15 protein-coding genes are annotated in these 18083 nt (G+C 65.6%); 13 read left to right on the top strand and 2 right to left on the bottom strand.

Features of this window, described 5'->3' with window-relative positions; all coding sequences use genetic code 11:
- Nucleotides 1-150: 150 nt before the first annotated feature.
- Together AC1DJT_RS04260 and AC1DJT_RS04255 are read left to right on the top strand one after the other, a co-directional pair.
- Nucleotides 151-576, top strand: a complete 426-nt coding sequence (locus AC1DJT_RS04260; RefSeq protein WP_441493480.1) for a hypothetical protein — start codon at nt 151-153, stop codon at nt 574-576.
- Nucleotides 577-978: 402 nt separating this feature from the next.
- Nucleotides 979-2628: a SulP family inorganic anion transporter gene (locus AC1DJT_RS04255; RefSeq protein ID WP_476833595.1), complete on the top strand. Its 1650-nt coding sequence runs from the start codon at nt 979-981 to the stop codon at nt 2626-2628.
- A 100-nt stretch (nt 2629-2728) separates the two neighbouring features.
- Here the strand turns inward: AC1DJT_RS04255 and AC1DJT_RS04250 are convergent, their stop codons facing one another.
- Nucleotides 2729-3754: a saccharopine dehydrogenase NADP-binding domain-containing protein gene (locus tag AC1DJT_RS04250; protein WP_476770859.1), complete on the bottom strand. Its 1026-nt coding sequence runs from the start codon at nt 3752-3754 to the stop codon at nt 2729-2731.
- A gap of 105 nt (nt 3755-3859) precedes the next feature.
- Between AC1DJT_RS04250 and AC1DJT_RS04245 the strand changes: the two genes are divergently transcribed.
- Complete coding sequence (locus tag AC1DJT_RS04245; protein ID WP_476770860.1) at nt 3860-4483, top strand: TetR/AcrR family transcriptional regulator; 624 nt, start codon at nt 3860-3862, stop codon at nt 4481-4483.
- 59 nt (nt 4484-4542) lie between these two features.
- On the opposite strand, the gene AC1DJT_RS04240 is transcribed toward AC1DJT_RS04245, so the two are convergent.
- Complete coding sequence (locus AC1DJT_RS04240) at nt 4543-5412, bottom strand: LysR substrate-binding domain-containing protein (protein WP_476833594.1); 870 nt, start codon at nt 5410-5412, stop codon at nt 4543-4545.
- 120 nt (nt 5413-5532) lie between these two features.
- Between AC1DJT_RS04240 and psrA the strand changes: the two genes are divergently transcribed.
- From psrA to AC1DJT_RS04190, 10 genes are all read left to right on the top strand, one after another.
- Nucleotides 5533-6624, top strand: coding sequence for an iron-containing alcohol dehydrogenase PsrA (gene psrA, locus AC1DJT_RS04235; protein ID WP_476833593.1), 1092 nt, complete (start codon nt 5533-5535; stop codon nt 6622-6624).
- 83 nt (nt 6625-6707) lie between these two features.
- On the top strand, nt 6708-7586 hold the full coding sequence (gene phnD / locus AC1DJT_RS04230) for a phosphonate ABC transporter substrate-binding protein (RefSeq protein WP_441493474.1): 879 nt from the start codon (nt 6708-6710) through the stop codon (nt 7584-7586).
- 33 nt (nt 7587-7619) lie between these two features.
- The gene (gene phnC, locus AC1DJT_RS04225; RefSeq protein WP_441493473.1) at nt 7620-8429 is read left to right on the top strand and encodes a phosphonate ABC transporter ATP-binding protein; all 810 of its coding nucleotides are present in this window, start codon (nt 7620-7622) and stop codon (nt 8427-8429) included.
- A gap of 20 nt (nt 8430-8449) precedes the next feature.
- Nucleotides 8450-9253, top strand: a complete 804-nt coding sequence (gene phnE, locus AC1DJT_RS04220; protein ID WP_476833592.1) for a phosphonate ABC transporter, permease protein PhnE — start codon at nt 8450-8452, stop codon at nt 9251-9253.
- 128 nt (nt 9254-9381) lie between these two features.
- A complete protein-coding gene (gene phnA, locus AC1DJT_RS04215; RefSeq protein ID WP_476833591.1) occupies nt 9382-10629 on the top strand; it encodes a phosphonoacetate hydrolase in 1248 nt (415 codons plus the stop codon).
- Between the two features lie 10 nt (nt 10630-10639).
- A complete protein-coding gene (phnY, locus tag AC1DJT_RS04210) occupies nt 10640-12091 on the top strand; it encodes a phosphonoacetaldehyde dehydrogenase (protein WP_476833590.1) in 1452 nt (483 codons plus the stop codon).
- 102 nt (nt 12092-12193) lie between these two features.
- The gene (locus tag AC1DJT_RS04205; protein ID WP_441509085.1) at nt 12194-13213 is read left to right on the top strand and encodes a putative 2-aminoethylphosphonate ABC transporter substrate-binding protein; all 1020 of its coding nucleotides are present in this window, start codon (nt 12194-12196) and stop codon (nt 13211-13213) included.
- Nucleotides 13214-13369: 156 nt separating this feature from the next.
- Nucleotides 13370-14461 (top strand): putative 2-aminoethylphosphonate ABC transporter ATP-binding protein, encoded by a 1092-nt coding sequence (locus tag AC1DJT_RS04200; protein ID WP_476833589.1) that lies wholly within the window; start codon nt 13370-13372, stop codon nt 14459-14461.
- Complete coding sequence (locus AC1DJT_RS04195) at nt 14458-16173, top strand: putative 2-aminoethylphosphonate ABC transporter permease subunit (protein WP_476833588.1); 1716 nt, start codon at nt 14458-14460, stop codon at nt 16171-16173. The genes AC1DJT_RS04200 and AC1DJT_RS04195 overlap by 4 nt, the downstream gene beginning before the upstream one ends.
- Nucleotides 16174-16358: 185 nt before the next feature.
- A complete protein-coding gene (locus AC1DJT_RS04190) occupies nt 16359-18023 on the top strand; it encodes a Na/Pi cotransporter family protein (protein WP_476833587.1) in 1665 nt (554 codons plus the stop codon).
- The last annotated feature ends 60 nt before the right edge of the window (nt 18024-18083 follow it).

The raw sequence follows: 18083 nt of genomic DNA, 5'->3' as shown, positions 1-18083 counted from the left end.
CTCCGGAATACCCTCCTCATGAGCGGTCCATGGCGTTCGCCGCCCAACGTAAACCAAGATCTCGTCATGAGGACGGAAATCGACGTTCACAGCATCGACGGGGATGAGAGACCCGCTATAGTTCGCGAAGGTCGAGCATTGGGGGAACAGATGACTATCGCCTCTTACGCAAGTGCTGCCATCGCCGGTCTTGTCGCCGCAACAGCTCTGGTCTCGCATGGTTGGGCAGCCGAGGGTCGCTACGCGGCCTATCAGGGAGCCTGGCTTGCCGACGGCACGGCCTGTGAGGAGATTTTCTCACCAGGCCGAAACGGCATGACCTTCAAGAGCCCACCCGATCTTTTCGTCTCGGCCTTCATCATCAGCGGTGACCGCATCAGAACATCGGCCGCCACATGCAGGATCCAGTCGGTCAAACGTGTCGGCGATCGCGACTTCCTGTCGCTCGGCTGCGTCAACCCGGTCTCGACCTCACAGGTGTCCGCGATCATGGCCAAGGAACCGGATGGCCGCATCAAGCGCTTCTACAGCGCGAACGACACCAGCGGCACCAATTACAGGCTTTGCCCGAAATAGGACGGCACCGCTCGCGGAACCTCACGGCACTATCCTGAGCCGAACGCTGGTTTCGGCATGCGAGGGGCACCTGATCGGCGCCACGATGGGCAGTGCCGGCCACTTGCAGGTCGGTGGAGGGAGCCGGGCCGCCGGTTTGCGCTGGACGGTTCCCGGCATCGGCGGCTTCATGAGCGGGGCCGTGCACTCTTTGATGTTGATCGTAAGCGGCGCTGACCTTGGAAGACGGTTTGGCCCAGGCCGTCCTGCTTCGGCATTGGCCTTGCCGGAGCCGGGCCATTCACGCAGGCACGATCGTGAGGGCGCGCCATGCAACCAAATGGTCCCCAGGCCGACCGCGGCGGCGGGTCGTCCATCGGCAGATTCACCGAGAACCTGTTCGGATGGGCTCGCCGATATCAGATGGGCAACCTCAAACAGGATATCCCGGCGGGCCTTGCCCTGGCGGCCTTCACGATCCCCGAATCCCTTGCCTATGCTTCGCTCGCCGGTTTGCCTCCCGTCGCCGGGCTCTATTGCTATCTCGTGGCCGGCCCCGGCTATGCCCTGTTCGGCGCGAGCGGCCAGCTCGCCGTTGGGCCGACATCCGCGCTCTCGGTCCTGTTTCCGACCGGCTTGTCCGCCCTCGCCGCAGGAGATCTGTCGCGTTACGCCGCCTTGGCGGCCGCGACCGCGATCGTGTTCGGCCTGATCTGCGTCGCCGGACGCCTGCTTCGCGCCTCGCAGACTGCCTATTTCATCTCGGACACGATCCTGCTCGGGTTCAAGACGGGCGCTGCGCTCTACATCGCGTCGACGCAACTGCCCAAGCTCTTTGGCCTGCCTGGCGGGACCGGTAATTTCCTTCCACGTCTCCTGCAGCTTTGGCGGGAATTGCCCACCGCGCACGGCCCCTCGCTCGCCATGGGCATCGCCGCGGTTGTCCTGTTTCTGGTGCTGGAGAAACTGATGCCGCGGCGGCCCACCACCTTGTTCGTGGTGGGCGCCGCCATCATCGCGACTCACCTGTTCGGCCTTGATAAACTCGGGATCGCGATTGTCGGAGACATCCCACAAGGTCTCCCGCATTTCGGTATCCCCGCGATCAAGCCGGAGGACCTGACGGAGCTCGTACCGCTGGCCTTTGCCTGCTTTCTCCTCGGCTTCGTCGAGACGAGTTCGGTTGCAAGGAGCTTTGCCCAGGAGAACGGCACCGAAATCGATACGGATCGGGAGCTTCTGGCCCTTGGTGCGGCCAATCTGGCCGTGGGTGTTTCGCAGGGCTATGCCGTCTCGGGCGGAATGTCGCAGAGCGCGGTCAACGCCATGGGCGGCGCGGTCTCGCCGGCGGCGCTGCTCGTCAATTCGGCAGCGATCCTGCTCGTACTGCTCTTCTTCACGGGCGTGTTCAAATACCTGCCCGAGCCGGTGCTTGCCGCCATCGTGCTGATGGCCGCGAAGCATCTCGTCCGCTTCCGGCAGATCGGCAACCTGCGGCAGGTTGCGTTCGCGGAATGGATCATCGCGCTGGTCGCGTTCTTTGGCGTGCTGATTGCGGGCGTCCTCAACGGGGTGCTCATTGCAGCGGCGGCATCGCTCATGCTGACCATTGCACAGCTCACTCGGCCGGAGATCGCCACCCTTGGCTTCGATGCCKAGAGCAGCAGCTTCGTGAACCTTGCCAATCGCCCCAGCGCAACCACCGCGCCCGGCGCCCTGATCCTGAGGACAGCCCACCCTTGGGTCTATTTCAACGTCGAGAATATTCGGCGCGGGATTCTGGACAGGGTTGCCGAGACTCAGGGGCTCAAGCTCGTTGTCCTGGATTTTTCACCGATCACCAGCATCGATGGCACCGCGGCTGCGGCGTTGGCCAGCATCCGCCAAAGGCTCGCGGCCGGCGGAATCGCGCTCGAGATCGCGAATCTGCGCGACGAAGTCGACCAGCGGCTGAAACTCCTTGCCCCGGAAGACGGAGAGGTCGCGTACAAGGTGCATCTCGGAATTCGCGAAGCGTTGGCGGCACATGGTCTCCTGGCCCGCGTTCCGGGCGCCACGCCTGCCGGCACATGAGCTCCACGCTCGCCGAGATCGAACTCCATCGCGCAGCGCACCGACAGAGACCGGGGCGGCAGCACAGCATGAACGCCGCCGCCTGCCACCCCGTCAGTGATCAGAGCGCGAGATCGGGGGCGAGCGCCGCCAGGAAGTCCCGGGCATCGAAAACTGCGCCCGGAGCGAAGACGCCGCCGCGTGCCTTCGCGCCTTTCAGGAGCCGCTCGACGGCCTCGACCACGAGCGGTGCGGTGATGGCATAGATATCGTGCCCGCGCGCGGCCGCCCGCCGTACGGCATCCCCCCGTCGGATCTCGACCTCGACGAGGAATTTTTGCGCCGAGCGCCCGGACGCGTCGGCTGCGACCGGCGCCGGGGTGGAACCGTCGCGCAGATCGCGCAGCGGCGCCGTGTTCAGGTAGCTGTGAAGGTCCGACAGCTGGAGATGGCTGTCGATCAGGATCGCCTCGGTGAAAGGCAGCTCGACCATCTCCTGCGCGCCAAAAGGTTCGGCGAAGGGCCATACGGCGTTCGGAGCCGGATCGGGCAGGTGCTGCAGCCTCCCCTCCGCAATCGTCACGCGCCTTGCCGTGTTGCGCTGCCCCGTCACCCGCGTGCCCTCGGTCGGATGCCAGCTGTCCAGGGCGATCGCGACGCGGGCCTCGTCCGCACCGGTCCAGTCGCCCATTGCGGCTGTGACGAGGAGGTCGCTCAGGCCGCCATAGAAGCCCATGGCCGGGATGACGGCGACACCGGCCTCTTCCGCAGCGGAGGAATAGCGTTCGAAGGTCGCCCGGGCGCTGGGCTGCTCAGCCGTCACGTCGAGATAGGGGATGCGCGCCTGCAAGGCGGCCGGGACCAGGAATTCGGCCGTGTCGAGGAACGGCCCGGCGCAGTTGATCAGCGCCGCCGCTCCGGAGAGGACGCGGGCGAGCGCTGCAGAATCCGCAAGCGCTGCAACTTCTTGCCTGACGCCGGCCGGGAAACCCGCCTCCGCCAACTTTTCGCCATCGCGCCCGATCGCGATGGCCGGGAAGCCGCGCCGCAGCAGCTCCCTGATCACGAAGCGGCCCGTATGTCCGGCRGCCCCGTAGACTGCGATGGCAGGCTTGCTGATCCCTGCCCCTTCAAACTGATCGCTCATGACGCTCTCCCGCTACAGACCTGTCTGTTTCTTTTGGGTACAGACAGGTCTGTAGCGTGTCAACTGGAGATCTGCTATCGTCGCCTCGTCAAGGGAGAGCAGTGCATGCGGACGGAGCCGACCAACCAACGGCTGGCTGAGGAACCTGGCCAGGTCGACATGCGCGAGCGGCTGCTCGCGACCGCATCCGACCTGTTCTACCGGCGTGGCGTCCGCGCTGTCGGCGTCGATGTGATCATCGAGGCGGCCGGCGTCGCGAAGACGAGCCTGTACCGTCACTTTCGCACGAAGGATGACCTCATCGCCGCGTATCTGCAGCGGGAAGACGAGGATTTCTGGGCATGCTGGGATGGCGTGGCAGCGCGCCACTCGGACGACGGCGAAGCCGAGCTCGACGCCCATATAGCCTGGATCGGCGAGCGTGTCGGCCGGCCCCATTATCGCGGCTGCCCCCAGATCAATGTCGCCGCGGAGTTCCCGGACGAGGATCACCCTGCCCGGCTCGTGGCCCGCACGCATAAGCAGCAATTGCATCGGCGCCTGCAGGACATCGCCGAGCGGCTGCGGGTCAAGCATCCCGAGGTGCTCGCGACCCAGCTCTCGGTGCTCATCAATGGGGCCTTCGTCAGCTCGCAGATCCTGTCCACCTGCGACGCGACAGCGATCCTGCGGCAGATGACGCACGCCCTGATCACCGCGGCCCGGCACGCTCCGGCCCGCGCCGCGTAGCCGCAGCGCTCTCGCTCGGGCCGGCCCCGAACGCACCCCAACACCAGCGGTTCGAGCGATCACATATCCTTGGTCTGGCGGACGGCGTTGAGGAAGGCCCGCACGATCCGGCTGGCCTCGCGCTTCCGCAAGATGACGACATGCGCGTAGGTGTAGATCTCCGCATCCGCGATCGGGATCAGGCGGAGCGCCGGGTCAGGCACGAATTCGGCGACCGAGACATAGCTGATGCCGAGCCCGCGGATCACCGCCTCGCGGATCGCCTCGCGGCTGCCGATCTCCATGACTGTGCGCGGCCTCGTCCTGGTCGCGGCCAGCGCCTCCTCAAAGGCCCGCCGCGTCGTCGAGCCGCGCTCAYGCACGATCATCGCCTCGCCGTCGAGCGCCGCAATCTCGATGCTCGCCTGTCCGGCGAGCCGGTGGTCCTCGCGCACGAACACCGCAACCGGATGCCGGCGATAGGGAATGGTGAGCAGCCGATCATCCTCGTCGAGATAGGCGAGCACGGCAACGTCGCAGCGATACTCGAAGAGATCGTCCAAAACTTCGGTCGAATTGCCGATCTTCACGGCGAGTTCGATCCCGGGATAGGCGCGGTTGAAGGCCGCGAGCATCTCGGTGACGTGATAGGGGCCAACCGCGCTGATCGACAACCGGCCGGTCCTGAGTTCGCGCGACTGCTCGAGAAAGGCGATCGCCTCGTCCTCCTCGGAGAACAGGCGGGTGGTAATCGCCAGCAATTGTCGCCCCGCGTCGCTCAGTTCCCGGCGTCGCCCCTTCCGGACGAAGAGCTCGACCCCGTACTCGTCCTCGAGCGCGCCTACCTGTGCGGTCAGCGTCGGCTGGCTGATGTTGAACTCCGCGGCAGCGGCATTGAAGCCGCCTGCCGTCGCAACGGCATGGAACGAGCGAAGGCGCGTATAACGCATAGCAAATTTCTATCTATCACGTCTGAAAAATCAATTTGTTTATTGGGTCGCCCTTTGTGAGCATCCACTCCAACAGCGCCGGGAAAGCGCGGCAGACGAGACGGAACGAGGGTGGAACGCATGCATTGGGCCTATTGGAATCCCGTCAGGATTCGGTTTGGCGCCGGCCTCTTCAACGAGGTCGCCGGCCTGATCGGCAAGCGGCGCTGGGCGCTCGTCACCTATGACCAGCCAATCTTCCGCGACCTGGCTGAGCGCCTGGCACAGGCTGCCGGGGCGCCGGTGGTGACGATCGCCAATATCGAGACCAATCCCGATTGTGCTGACCTCGTCGAATCCTGCCGCCTGTTCGGCGCCTCTGCAGAGCGGGCCGAGGTCATCGTCGCGCTCGGCGGCGGCTCGATGATCGATGCGGCCAAGGTGCTCGCGGCAAGCGGCGGCAATTTCGAGACGGTGCGCCGCCATCTCGTCGACAAGGTCCCGCTCGACGCCTCGGACATCATCCCGATCATCGCCGTTCCCACGACGGCGGGAACCGRCAGCGAAGTCACCTCCTGGGCCACCGTCTGGGATGCCGCAAATGGCAGCAAATACTCGCTCGCCCATCCCCGGCTCTATCCCGAGGCTGCAGTGCTCGACCCGGCCCTGACGCTGGGCGCGCCGCGCGGCCTGACGCTTGCGACCGGGCTCGACGCGCTCTCGCATGCGCTGGAGAGCATCTGGAACGTCAACGGCAACCCGGTCTCGGCCAATTACGCCGTGGAGGCCGCGCGCGAGATCATCGACACGCTGCCGCGGCTGATGGAGCGGCTCGACGATATCGGCCTCAGGGAGCGCCAGATGCGCGCCAGCCTGCTGGCGGGCCTCGCCTTCTCGAACACCAAGACGGCGCTGGCCCATAACATCTCCTACGACATCACGCTGAAAAGCGGCACGATCCACGGCATCGCCTGCTCCTTCTCGCTGCCGATCGTGATGCGCTGGGCCATGGGCACGCAGCCACAATGCGATGCCGCGCTGCGGCGGGTGTTCGGCAGCGATCTCGATGCCGGCGCCGAACGGCTTGGCCTGTTCCTGCAAGGGCTCGGCGTCAAGACCGACCCGGCCGCCTATGGCGTGTCACCGGTCGAATGGGACCGTCTGGTCGCAAAGGCGCTGGAGGGTGAGCGGGGTCGCAATTTCATCGGGAGACAGGCCGCCAAAGCTGCCTAACATCACTCACATCAGGGCTACGGCGCCYGTAATCGGTTCACCGGCAAGGTCAAAGGACCACCGGATCATCTCGGGAGGATGACATGAACATTTCGCGTCGGAAGGTGTTGACGGGTTCGCTTGCCGCAGCGGGGGCCGTTCTGGCCATGCCGCATCTGGTTCGGGCCCAGACGAAGCTGATCAGGGTCGGGCTGATCCCGTCGGAGGATTCCCGTGCCATGCTGGAATCGAGCCAGCAATTGCTGGACGCCCTGGAGAAGAACCTTGGCATCAAGGTCCAGGGCTTCGTCGCCTCGGACTATAATGGCGTCATCGAAGCCATGCGCTCGGGCCATGTCGAGGTCGCCTATCTCGGCCCGTTCTCCTATGTGCTCGGCACCACGGTTGCGCCGATCGAGGCCTTCGCGACCGCCGAAACCGCCAAGTCCGGCCGCACCTATTATCACGCCCAGATCATCACGCGGAAGGACAGCGGCATCAAGGAGGTGAAGGACCTGAAGGGCCGCACCTTCGCCTTCGTCGATCCCTCCTCCACCTCCGGCCACCTCTTCCCGAAGGCCGGGCTGATGAAGCTCGGCTTCGATCCAGAGAAGGATTTCGGCCGCGTGCTCTTCACCGGCTCGCACGATGCCAATGCGCTCGCCGTCGCCAACAAGCGCGTCGATGCCGCGACGATCGCCGACCGCATCTTCGACGCCGCGGTCCAGAAGAAGCTGATCGACCCCGCCGACATCCAGGTCGTCTGGCGCTCCGACCCGATCCCGGAATCGCCGACCTGCTGGCGCAAGAACCTGCCCGACGACCTGAAGAAGCAGATCAGGACCGCCTTCCTGAACATCAGGGACATCACCTGGGCCGATCAGGGCAAGCTCAACCGCTTCGTCGAGACCAATGACCAGGCCTACGACATCATCCGGGACACAGCGAAGGTGCTGAATCTCGATCTGGCCAAGATGAAGTAGCCGCGCCTGGCGCGGTTCCGCGGAGGATCCGAGATGATCAAGATCGAAGGACTGAAGAAGTCCTATGTCGGTCGGCCGGTGCTGCAGGGCATCGACCTGACCGTGAGAGCGGGCGAGTTCCTGGTCGTGCTCGGCCCCAGCGGCGCCGGCAAGTCGACCCTGCTGCGCTGCATCAACGGGCTCGCCCAGCCCGATGCGGGGCGGACGCTGATCGACGGMACCGTCTTCGATGCCAAGCGCAGCGTGCGCGGCGAGCGGCCCGTCGCCATGATCTTCCAGCACCACAATCTGGTGAAGCGCCTCTCGGTGCTGAAGAACGTGCTCGTCGGCCGCATGGCCGGGCTGTCCTCCTTCCTGTCGATGCTGCAGCTCTTTCCCAGGCGCGATGTCGATATCGCGATGGAATGCCTGACGCGGGTCGAGCTGGCGCACAAGGCCAATGCGCGCGGCGACCAGCTCTCCGGCGGCGAGCAGCAGCGGGTCGGCATCGCCCGGGCGCTGGCCCAGCAGCCGTCCGTGATCCTGTGCGACGAACCGGTGGCGAGCCTCGATCCGAAAACGTCGCGCGTCGTGCTCGGATACCTCAAGGCGATCTGCAAGGAAGAAGGCATCGCCGTGATCTGCAACCTGCACCAGGTCGACTATGCCGTCGAGTTCGGTGAGCGCATCGTCGGGCTCAGCGGCGGCCGGGTGATCTTCGACGACACGCCGGACCAGCTGACCTCCGAGATCGTCCACCAGATCTATCCCGGCCTGGAAGACCCCGGCATCAGCCGCGTCCTGAAGCCGCGCGCGCTGGCTCAGCCGGTGCTGACGCCGCTCATCGCCACCGCAACAGCCTGAACGCGACGGGGAGCCCGATCATGTCATTCGGTACATTGCAACTCGTCCTTCGTCCGCCGCAGGGCCGTTTCGGCTGGTGGGGCGTCAGCGCCCTGTCGCTCGCGATCGTCGTCTTCCTGTGGTGGGCCGCGCTCGGTTCGCAGATCAATGCCAGCAACCTGTGGAACGGCATCCCTTATATGTGGGATTTCCTGGTCCGCATGATGCCGCCCAACCCGGATTTTCTGGATCGACTCTGGAAGCCGGCGCTGGAGAGCCTGCRGGTCGCGGTCTGGGGCACGCTGCTCGGMGTCGTCATCGCGCTGCCGATCTGCTTCTTTGCGGCCCGTAATCTAAGCCCGAGCCCGGTCGTCTATCACGCCACGCGCCAGGTGCTGAACTGCATGCGCGGCATCAACGAGATCATCCTGGCGCTGATCTTCGTCGCCGCCATCGGCCTTGGCCCCTTCGCGGGCGTTCTGGCCCTTGCGATCCACGGGGCCGGCATGCTCGGCAAGTTCTTCGCCGAGGCGATGGAAGATATCGACGAGGGACCGCTGGAGGCTTTCCGCTCGGCCGGCGTCGGGCCCTTCCAGACCTTCTTCTTCGGCGTCCTGCCGCAGGTGCTGCCGACCTGGCTGGGCACGGTGTTCTACCGRCTGGAAACCAATGTCCGGCAGTCGACCGTGCTCGGCATGGTGGGCGCCGGCGGCATCGGCTTCGAGCTCGTCTCCTCCATGAAGCTCTTCAAGTACCAGGATACCGCGACCTGCATCCTGATGATCCTGGCGATGGTGCTTGCGGCCGATCTCATCTCATCGCGTGTCCGGGCCATGATCCGCTAACGCCCTTCGACCGTGGCGCCCCTCGCCACGGTCAACTGACCTTCCCGGCGCGGGCCGCCCGCGCTCCCCCCTGCCTCGACCAGCCCATGTCGCTGAAGCGCCAAGTCCGCTTCTCGAAAGGAAGACCCATGCTCACGCGAGCCCCTAACATCGTGGCCGCCAATGGCCGCAGCTATCGCCTGCCGGAGGTTCCGACCGTCGTGGTCTGCATCGACGGCTCCGAGCCCGGCTATATCGAGGCGGCCATCGCCAGGGGACTGGCGCCCAATCTCGACCGCCTGCTGCGCGCCGGCTCCTACCGGCTGGCGCGCTCGGTGATCCCGAGCTTCACCAATCCGAACAACATCTCGATCATCACCGGACAGCCGCCGGCAGTCCACGGCATCGCGGGCAACTATTTCTACGATCGGGCGGCCGGCGAAGAGGTGATGATGAACGATGTGCGCTTCATGCGCACCGGCACCATCATGCAGGCCTTTGAGGAGGCCGGCGCCAAGGTTGCCGTCGTCACCGCCAAGGACAAGCTTCGCACCCTGCTCGGCAAGGGCCTGGATCCGAAGAGCGGCCRCTCGATCGCCTTCTCCTCGGAAAAGGCCGACAAGGCGACGCTGGCCGAGAACGGCATCGAGAACTTGCTCTCCTTCGTCGGCAAGCCCCTGCCGGAGGTCTACTCGGCCGATCTCTCGGAGTTCGTCTTCGCAGCGGGCGTGAAGCTGATCAGGACGTTCCGGCCGGACGTCATGTATCTCTCGACGACCGACTATATCCAGCACAAGGCCGCACCGGACAGCGAGGTAGCCAACGCCTTCTATGCGATGATGGATCGCTATATCGGCGAACTCGATGCGCTCGGCTGCGTGCTGGCGCTCACCGCCGATCACGGCATGAACGATAAGCACCTCGCCTCGGGCGAGCCCGATGTGCTCTATCTCCAGGATTGGGTCGACGCGCGATGCGGCGCCGGCCAGGCGCGCGTGATCCTGCCGATCACCGACCCCTATGTCGCCCATCACGGCGCGCTCGGCTCCTTCGCTACCATCTATCTGTCGGAGGGAACGGACGGCCGGGCGCTCATCGCCGAGCTCGCAGCCACCAACGGCGTGGAGGTCGTGCTGGACAGCGGCGCTGCCTGCGCCCGCTTCTCGCTCCCGGCCGACCGGATCGGCGACATCGTGGTGATCTCGACCCGCCACAAGGTGCTCGGGACCAGCGCCGCGCGGCACGACCTGGCGGGTTTGACCGAGCCGTTGCGCTCGCATGGCGGCCTGACCGAGCAGCTTGTGCCGATGCTGGTCAACCGCGCCGTCGACTGGCCGCAGGGGCCATTGCGCAATTTCGACGTCTTTGACGTCGCCCTGAATTGCGTCGCGGCGTGAGGACCTGGTGATGAACGCTCCCTTCAGCCCGACACCCCGCCGCGAGACGATGCGGATCGCCGGCAAGCTCGTCTCGACCGACGACATGGTCGAGGTCCGCAATCCCTACGACAATTCCGTCGTCGGCCTGGTGCCGGCGGCGCGGCCCGAGCATGTCCGCGAGGCCTTCGCCAAGGCGCGCGCCTTCAAGCCGACACTGACCCGCTATGAGCGCCAGCAGATCCTGCAGAAGACGGCCGAGYTGCTGCGCGACCGCAAGGACGAGTTCGCCCGGCTGATCACGGCCGAAGCCGGGCTGTGCTGGAAGGATTCGCTCTATGAGGCGAGCCGGGCCTATGACGTCTGGTCCTTTGCGGCCCAGCTCACCATCAAGGATGATGGCGAGATGTTCTCCTGCGACATCTCGCCGAACGGCAAGGCRCGCAAGATCTTCACGACGCGCCAGCCCTTGCTCGGSGTGATCTCGGCGATCACGCCGTTCAACCACCCGCTCAACATGGTCAGCCACAAGCTGGCGCCGGCGATCGCCACCAATAACCGCCTCGTGCTGAAGCCGACCGAGCTGACGCCGCTGACCGCGCTSGCRCTSGCCGACGTGCTCTACGAGGCCGGCCTGCCGCCCGAGATGCTCTCGGTCGTCACCGGCAAYCCCTCGACCATGGGCGATGCGATGATCACCGATCCCGATGCGGATCTGGTGACCTTCACCGGCTCGGTCCGGGTCGGCAAGCACATCGCCAATACCGCCGGCTACAAGCGCATCGTGCTCGAACTCGGCGGCAACGACCCGCTGATCGTCATGGAGGATGCCGACCTCGACAAGGCGGCCGAGCTYGCGGTCACTGGTGCGACCAAGAAYTCCGGCCAGCGCTGCACCGCGGTGAAGCGCATCCTGGTGGTCGAGAGCGTCGCCGACGCCTTCGCCAAACTGGTCGTCGAGAAGGCGAAGACGCTGAAATGCGGCAACCCGATGGATCCGGCAACCGATGTCGGCACCGTCATCAACGCCCGCTCGGCCGCGCTCTTCCAGGSCCGCGTCGACGACGCCGTGACGCAAGGCGCCGAAGTGCTCTACGGCCAGCGGGCCGAGGGYGCGCTCTTCCAYCCGACCGTGGTCGACCGCATCCCCTACRCCTGCGAGCTSGTGCATGAGGAAACCTTCGGCCCGGTGATCCCGATCATCCGCGTGCCGAACGATATCGCCGAGGTGATCCGGATCTCGAAYTCGACGGCCTATGGCCTGTCCTCGGGCGTCTGCACCAACCGCTTCGACTACATCCAGCGCTTYGTCGCGGARCTCGAGGTCGGCACCGTCAACCTCTGGGAGGTTCCCGGCTACCGCATCGAGATGTCGCCMTTCGGCGGCATCAAGGATTCAGGCCTCGGCTACAAGGAGGGCGTCGTCGAAGCCATGAAGAGCTTCACCAACGTCAAGACMTGGTCCCTGCCCTGGACCGCATGACGAAGAAGACCAGCACAGGCGGAGCGATCCGCCTGTGTTTTACGATCTCAGGGGAAAACGCCGAAAGAGCGCTCTAATCGATCACCACGAGGGGATGAGAAGATGAAGAACTGGCTTGCTTCCTGCGTCATCGGGGCATTCGCGCTMGCACTGCCCGGCGTCGCCCTGGCGCAGAAGACGAAGGTAACGATCTACACAGCACTGGAGAACGACCAGCTCGGACCGTTCAAGGCCTCGATCGAGAAGGCCGTGCCGGACGCAGAGGTGGTCTGGGTCCGCGACTCCACCGGCGTCATCACCGCCCGCTTCCTGGCCGAAAAGGACAATCCGCGGGCTGATATGGTGATGGGGCTCGCGGCGTCCAGCCTGCTGATGTTCGAGAAGGCCGGGCTGCTGGAAACCTACAAGCCGGCCGGCGCCGATGCGCTGAAGCCGGTCTTCCGCGATCCCAACAGCCCCTATACTTGGACCGGCATGGACGCCTATCTCGGCGTCGTGTGCTACAATACGGCCGAGGCCAAGGGCGTGCCCGTGCCGGCCTCGTGGAAGGACCTGCTCAACCCGGCGTTCAAGGGCAAGATCGTGATGCCCCATCCGGCCTCCTCCGGCACCGGCTATCTGATGGTCGCCGGCTGGCTGCAGAGCATGGGCGAAGCCGAAGGCTGGAAGTTCATGGACGGGCTGCACGAGAATATCGGCGCCTATCTCCATTCCGGTTCCGCCCCTTGCGTCCAGGCAGCCCGCGGCGAGCGCACCATCGGTCTGGCGCTCGACATGCGCGGCGCGTCCGAGAAAACCAAGGGCGCACCGATCGAGGTCGTGATTCCGAAGGAGGGCGTGGGCTGGGAAATGGAAGCCAGCGCCATCGTCAAGGGCAGCAAGAACCTCGCCGTCTCCAAGAAGATCGCCGACTGGTCGACGACCAAGGCGGCGAACGAGCTCTACTCGCAGACCTACGCCATCGTGGCTGCGCCGGGTGTCGAGAACAAGCCGGCCAACTATCCCGTCAATGCCGAAGCGGGGATGATCAAGAACGACCTCAGCTGGATGGCCGATAATCGCGAGCGCGTGCTCGCCGAATGGTCGAAGCGCTACGAGTCGAAGTCGGCGCCGAAGAACTGAGCCTTTGCCACGCCGCCGGCCCGCGCGAGCGGCCGGCGGCGTGGTCTGTGCAAGACGCAAGTCCGTTCACGAAGCAAGTCCGTGCACCACGCAAGAGTGCGGCCTCGCCGTTGCCGGCGAGCCTGATCACTGCCTGTTCAGATGAAGGTCGGCATCATGTCCACGACTGCGCCCCCGTTTCTCTCGATCCGCGACCTCGCCAAGAATTACGGCGCGTTCCGGGCGTTGCACGATATCGATCTCGACATCCGCCGCGGCGAGTTCGTCTGCTTTCTCGGACCGTCGGGCTGCGGCAAGACGACATTGCTGCGGGCCATCGCCGGCCTCGACCAGCAGGATGGCGGCACCATCCTCATGGGCGGGCGCGACGTGTCGCGGGCCAGCCCGTCGGAGCGCGACTTCGGGATCGTCTTCCAGTCCTACGCGCTCTTCCCCAATCTCACCGTCACCGACAATATCGGCTACGGCCTCGTCAACCGGCGTCGCTCGTCTGCCKAGATCGCGCGCCGCGTCGAGGAGCTGCTGACGCTCGTCGGCCTGCCCGAGCAGGGCAAGAAATATCCGCTCCAGCTTTCGGGCGGGCAGCAGCAGCGCGTGGCGCTGGCGCGCGCGCTTGCCACCTCGCCGGAGCTGCTGCTGCTCGACGAGCCGCTTTCGGCCCTCGACGCCAAGGTACGGGTGCGCCTGCGCGACGAAATGCGCTCGCTGCAGCAGCGGCTCGGCGTGACCACGATCATGGTGACGCATGACCAGGAGGAGGCGCTCGCGATGGCAGACCGCATCGTCGTGATGCGGGACGGTGAAGTCGAGCAGGTCGGCACGCCCGAAGAGATCTACCGGCGCCCCGCCACGCCCTTCGTCGCCGACTTCGTCGGGCACATGACCTTCATGGATGCGATCGTGACCGGGCCGGGCCGGGTCCGTGTCGACGAGCTCGACCTGCTCGTCGCCAATGCCACCCCCTTCGCCGTGGGGACGCCGGTGCGGCTGGCCATGCGACCGGAGGAGGTTCGCACCCGCAGCATCGGTGAGGATACGCCMAACCGATTCGAGGCGCGGATCGGGGATCTCGCTTTCCTCGGCTCCTATTGCCGGGCGCATCTCGAGCCGACCAGCTCCCGTTCGACCCGGATCGCGGCCGATTTCTCGACCAATGCGATGCGCGATCTCGGCATCACGGCGGGACAGGTCTGCACCGTCGCTTTTCCGCCCGAGGCCCTGCATGTCTTTGCGGGGGGCGCACGATGAGCGACCTCGCACCACGGCTGACGATGATCGATGCGTCCGTGAAGGTATCGCCGGTGCGGATCAGCGAGCGCCATGTCGCCGGGGTCCTGATCGTCGCGCTCTGCGCGGTCCTGGTCCTGATCATCGCCCTGCCGCTCTGGGCGCTGCTCTCCAAGAGTCTCGAGGATACGCACGGGAACTTCGTCGGCCTGGCAAATTTCGTCAGCTATGCGACGACGCCGACGCTGTTCTTTTCGCTGCTCAACAGCCTCGCGGTCGCCAGTGCGACCACGGTCATCGTGGTGCCCCTCGCCTTCCTCTACGCCTATGCGCTGCGCCGCAGCTGCATTCCCGCCAAGGGCGTCTTCTATGCGGCGGCGATGATCCMTGTCTTCGCGCCGTCCCTGCTGTCGGGCCTCGCGCTGATCTATGTCTTCGGCAACCAGGGGCTGCTCAAGTCCTGGATGATGGGCGCCTMGCTCTACGGCCCGGTCGGCATCATCGCGGCGGAGACGCTATACAGCTTTCCGCACGCCATGCTGATCCTCGTCACGGCGCTCGCCCTTTCGGACGGCCGGCTGCGCGAAGCGGCCGACGCGATGGGCACCTCGCGCTGGCGCATTTTCCGGACGATCACCCTTCCCGGCGCACGCTACGGCGTGATCAGCGCCGTCTTCGTCGTCTTCACGCTGGTCATCACCGATTTCGGCATTCCCAAGGTGATCGGCGGGCAGTTCAACGTGCTGGCGACCGACGCCTACAAGCAGGTCGTCGGCCAGCAGAATTTCCCGATGGGCGCCGTGGTCGGCATCATCCTGCTGGTGCCGGCGGTGCTGGCCTTCTTCGTCGACCGCGTGGTGCAGCGGCGCCAGGGCGCCATGCTCTCGGCCCGCGCCGTTCCCTACGTGCCGCGCCCTGACCGGCGCCGCGATCTCGCCCTGCTCGGCTTCGTCGGCGTGATCGCCTTCGCGATCGTCAGCCCCTACGCGATCGCCTTCTGGGGCTCCTTCGTCAAGTATTGGCCCTACAACCTGTCCCTGACCTTGAGCAATTACAACTTCGCCGCGGTCGAGCCGGATGGCTGGAAGACCTATGCCAACTCGTTGCTGCTCGCGTCCCTGACGGCGGTGATCGGCACGGCACTGATCTTCACCGGCGCCTATCTGATCGAGAAGGTGAAGCTCTACCCGCGGCTGCGCGCCTTCGCCCAGTTCCTGGCCATGCTGCCGATGGCCGTGCCCGGCCTGGTGCTCGGCCTGGGCTATGTCTTCTTCTTCAATGCGGGCTGGAATCCGCTCGGCTTCCTGTACGGGACGCTGACGATCCTCGTGATCAACACCATCGCCCATTTCTACACGGTCGGGCACATCACGGCGCTGACGAGCCTGAAGCAGCTCGACAGCGAGTTCGAGTCGGTTTCCGCCTCGCTCAAGGTGCCGTTCTGGTCGACGTTCCGCCGGGTGACGGCGCCGATCTGCATGCCGGCTATCCTCGACATCGCGGTCTATGTCTTCGTCAACGCATTGACCACGGTCTCCGCCGTGATCTTCCTCTATGGCGCCGACACCAAGCTCGCCTCGATCGCGATCGTCCATATGGATGAGGCCGGCGCCATGGCGTCGGCGGCGGGCATGGCAAGCATCATCATGTTCACGGCCATTGCCGTGAAACTCGCCCATGCCGGCCTCGACCGCCTGGTCTTCGGCCGCCTGCAGCACTGGCGGCAACGCTAGATCATCGGGCCGGATATCGTATCCGGTCCGATGATCCAGCCTTCTGTGGCGCATCGGCTTTCCCGAAAACCGCAATCCACTTTTCGGGCCGATGATCCAGCCTTTCTGTGTTCGCATCGGCCTTCCCGAAAACTGCAATCCACTTTTTGGGCCGATGGTTTAGCGGCGCGCGGGAGAACGTGATCATGGCAGCGCAGACGCCAACCCAGATCCTGCTTGCGCTCGCCGGCGAGGTCGCCCTGCTGCTCTGGAGCGTGCAGCTGGTGACGGCAGGCGTTTCGGCCGCCTTCGGCAGCCGCTTGCGCGCGTTGCTGGCGACAGGTCTCGACAGTCGCTGGCGGGCCTTCGGCGCGGGTCTCATGGTGACGGCCGGCCTGCAATCCAGCACGGCGACCGCGATGATGATCGCCTCGTTCTCCGGCGCCGGTTTGATCGCGCTGGCGCYGGCCCTGGCGATGATGCTCGGCGCCAATGTCGGGACGACGCTGATCGTCCAGTTCGTCGGCTTCGACACCAGCATGATGGTGCCGCTCCTGCTCCTCGTCGGCTATCTCGGCATGCGCCGCTTCGGCCGGTTGGCCGCCAATGAAATGGCGAAGGCGCTGTTCGGGCTGGGCCTGATGCTGCTGTCGCTTCGCCTGATGCAGGCCACCATGGCGCCGGTCGAGCACTCGCAGGTGCTGCGCGCGGTTCTCGGCGCGCTCTCGGGCGATCCGCTGATCGCCCTGCTCCTGGCCGCGGTGCTCAGCTTTGCCGCCCATTCCTCGCTTGCGGCGATTCTGGTCGTGATGAGCCTTGCCGCGACCGGGGTCGTGGGAACCCAGACCATGCTGGCGATGGTGATGGGCTGCAATCTCGGCACGGCGCTCAATCCCCTGGTTCAGGCCATGAACGGGAATGCCGCGGCCAGGCGCGTGCCGGTGGGCAACCTCGCCAACCGCATCCTGGGCTGCACGGCCGGCCTGTTGCTTCTGCCCGTGCTGACACCGGTCGTGGAGCGGTTCGCGAGCCATCCGGCGCAATCGGCGGCGCTGTTCCACCTTGCCTTCAACATCGTGATGGCTGTGCTCTTCCTTGTCCCGCTGCCGGCTTTCGCGGGCATTCTGACACGCCTGCTGCCCGATCCCGCGCCGGAAGCCGACCCCTCGCGTCCGCGTTATCTCGACACCGCAGCGCTCACGACGCCGACGCTCGCGCTCGCCAATGCGACCCGCGAGGTGCTGCATATGGCCGATGTCGTCGACGGGATGCTGAAGACGTCGCTGATGGCGTTCGAGGGCGACGATCCGGCCCGGGTGGCCGAGGTCAGCCGTGCCGACGACGTGCTCGACAACCTCTATAACCAGATCCAGCTCTATGTCGGCGCGATCGCGCATGAGACGCTGTCGCGATCCGACGAGCACCGGCTCTCGGAGGTGCTGACATTGGCGATCAATCTCGAGCATATCGGCGACATCATCGAGAAGAACCTGATGCAGATGGCCGGCAAGCGCATCCGCGACCAGCGCCGGTTGCCCGAGGACGCGCTTGCCCGCATCGCCGATACCCATGACCGGTTGCGGGATCACCTGCGCCTGGCGCTCACGGTCTTCATCTCGCAGGACGAAGCCACCGCGCGCCGGATCGTGCGCGAGAAGGAAACCTTCCGCGAACTGGAGCGGGAAGCGATCGAGGCCCATCTCGCCGAGATGCGCACCGGCAGCCGCGAAGCGGTGATCGTCAGCGCGCTCCAGCTTGATATCGCGCGCGATCTGAAGCGCATCGACGCCCATATCGCCGCCACCGTGCACGGACTTCTCGAACAGCGGGGAGCCCTGATGGGAAGCCGCCTGATGCGGGCGGCCGAGTGAGCGCACTTGCGGCTTGCCCACTCTTCGGGTGCGATGAAATCATCCTRCTCCCGCACTCCA

The organism is Allobosea sp. 05T422_2 (assembly GCF_056396265.1).
This window is presented reverse-complemented; position numbering and strand designations above follow the sequence as displayed.

Excerpts from the sequence above, each read along its gene's own strand:
- AC1DJT_RS04260 (WP_441493480.1), top strand. The coding sequence starts at position 151 with ATGACTATCGCCTCTTACGCAAGTGCTGCCATCGCCGGTCTTGTCGCC.
- phnD (WP_441493474.1), top strand. The coding sequence starts at position 6,708 with ATGAACATTTCGCGTCGGAAGGTGTTGACGGGTTCGCTTGCCGCAGCG.
- AC1DJT_RS04245 (WP_476770860.1), top strand. The coding sequence starts at position 3,860 with ATGCGGACGGAGCCGACCAACCAACGGCTGGCTGAGGAACCTGGCCAG.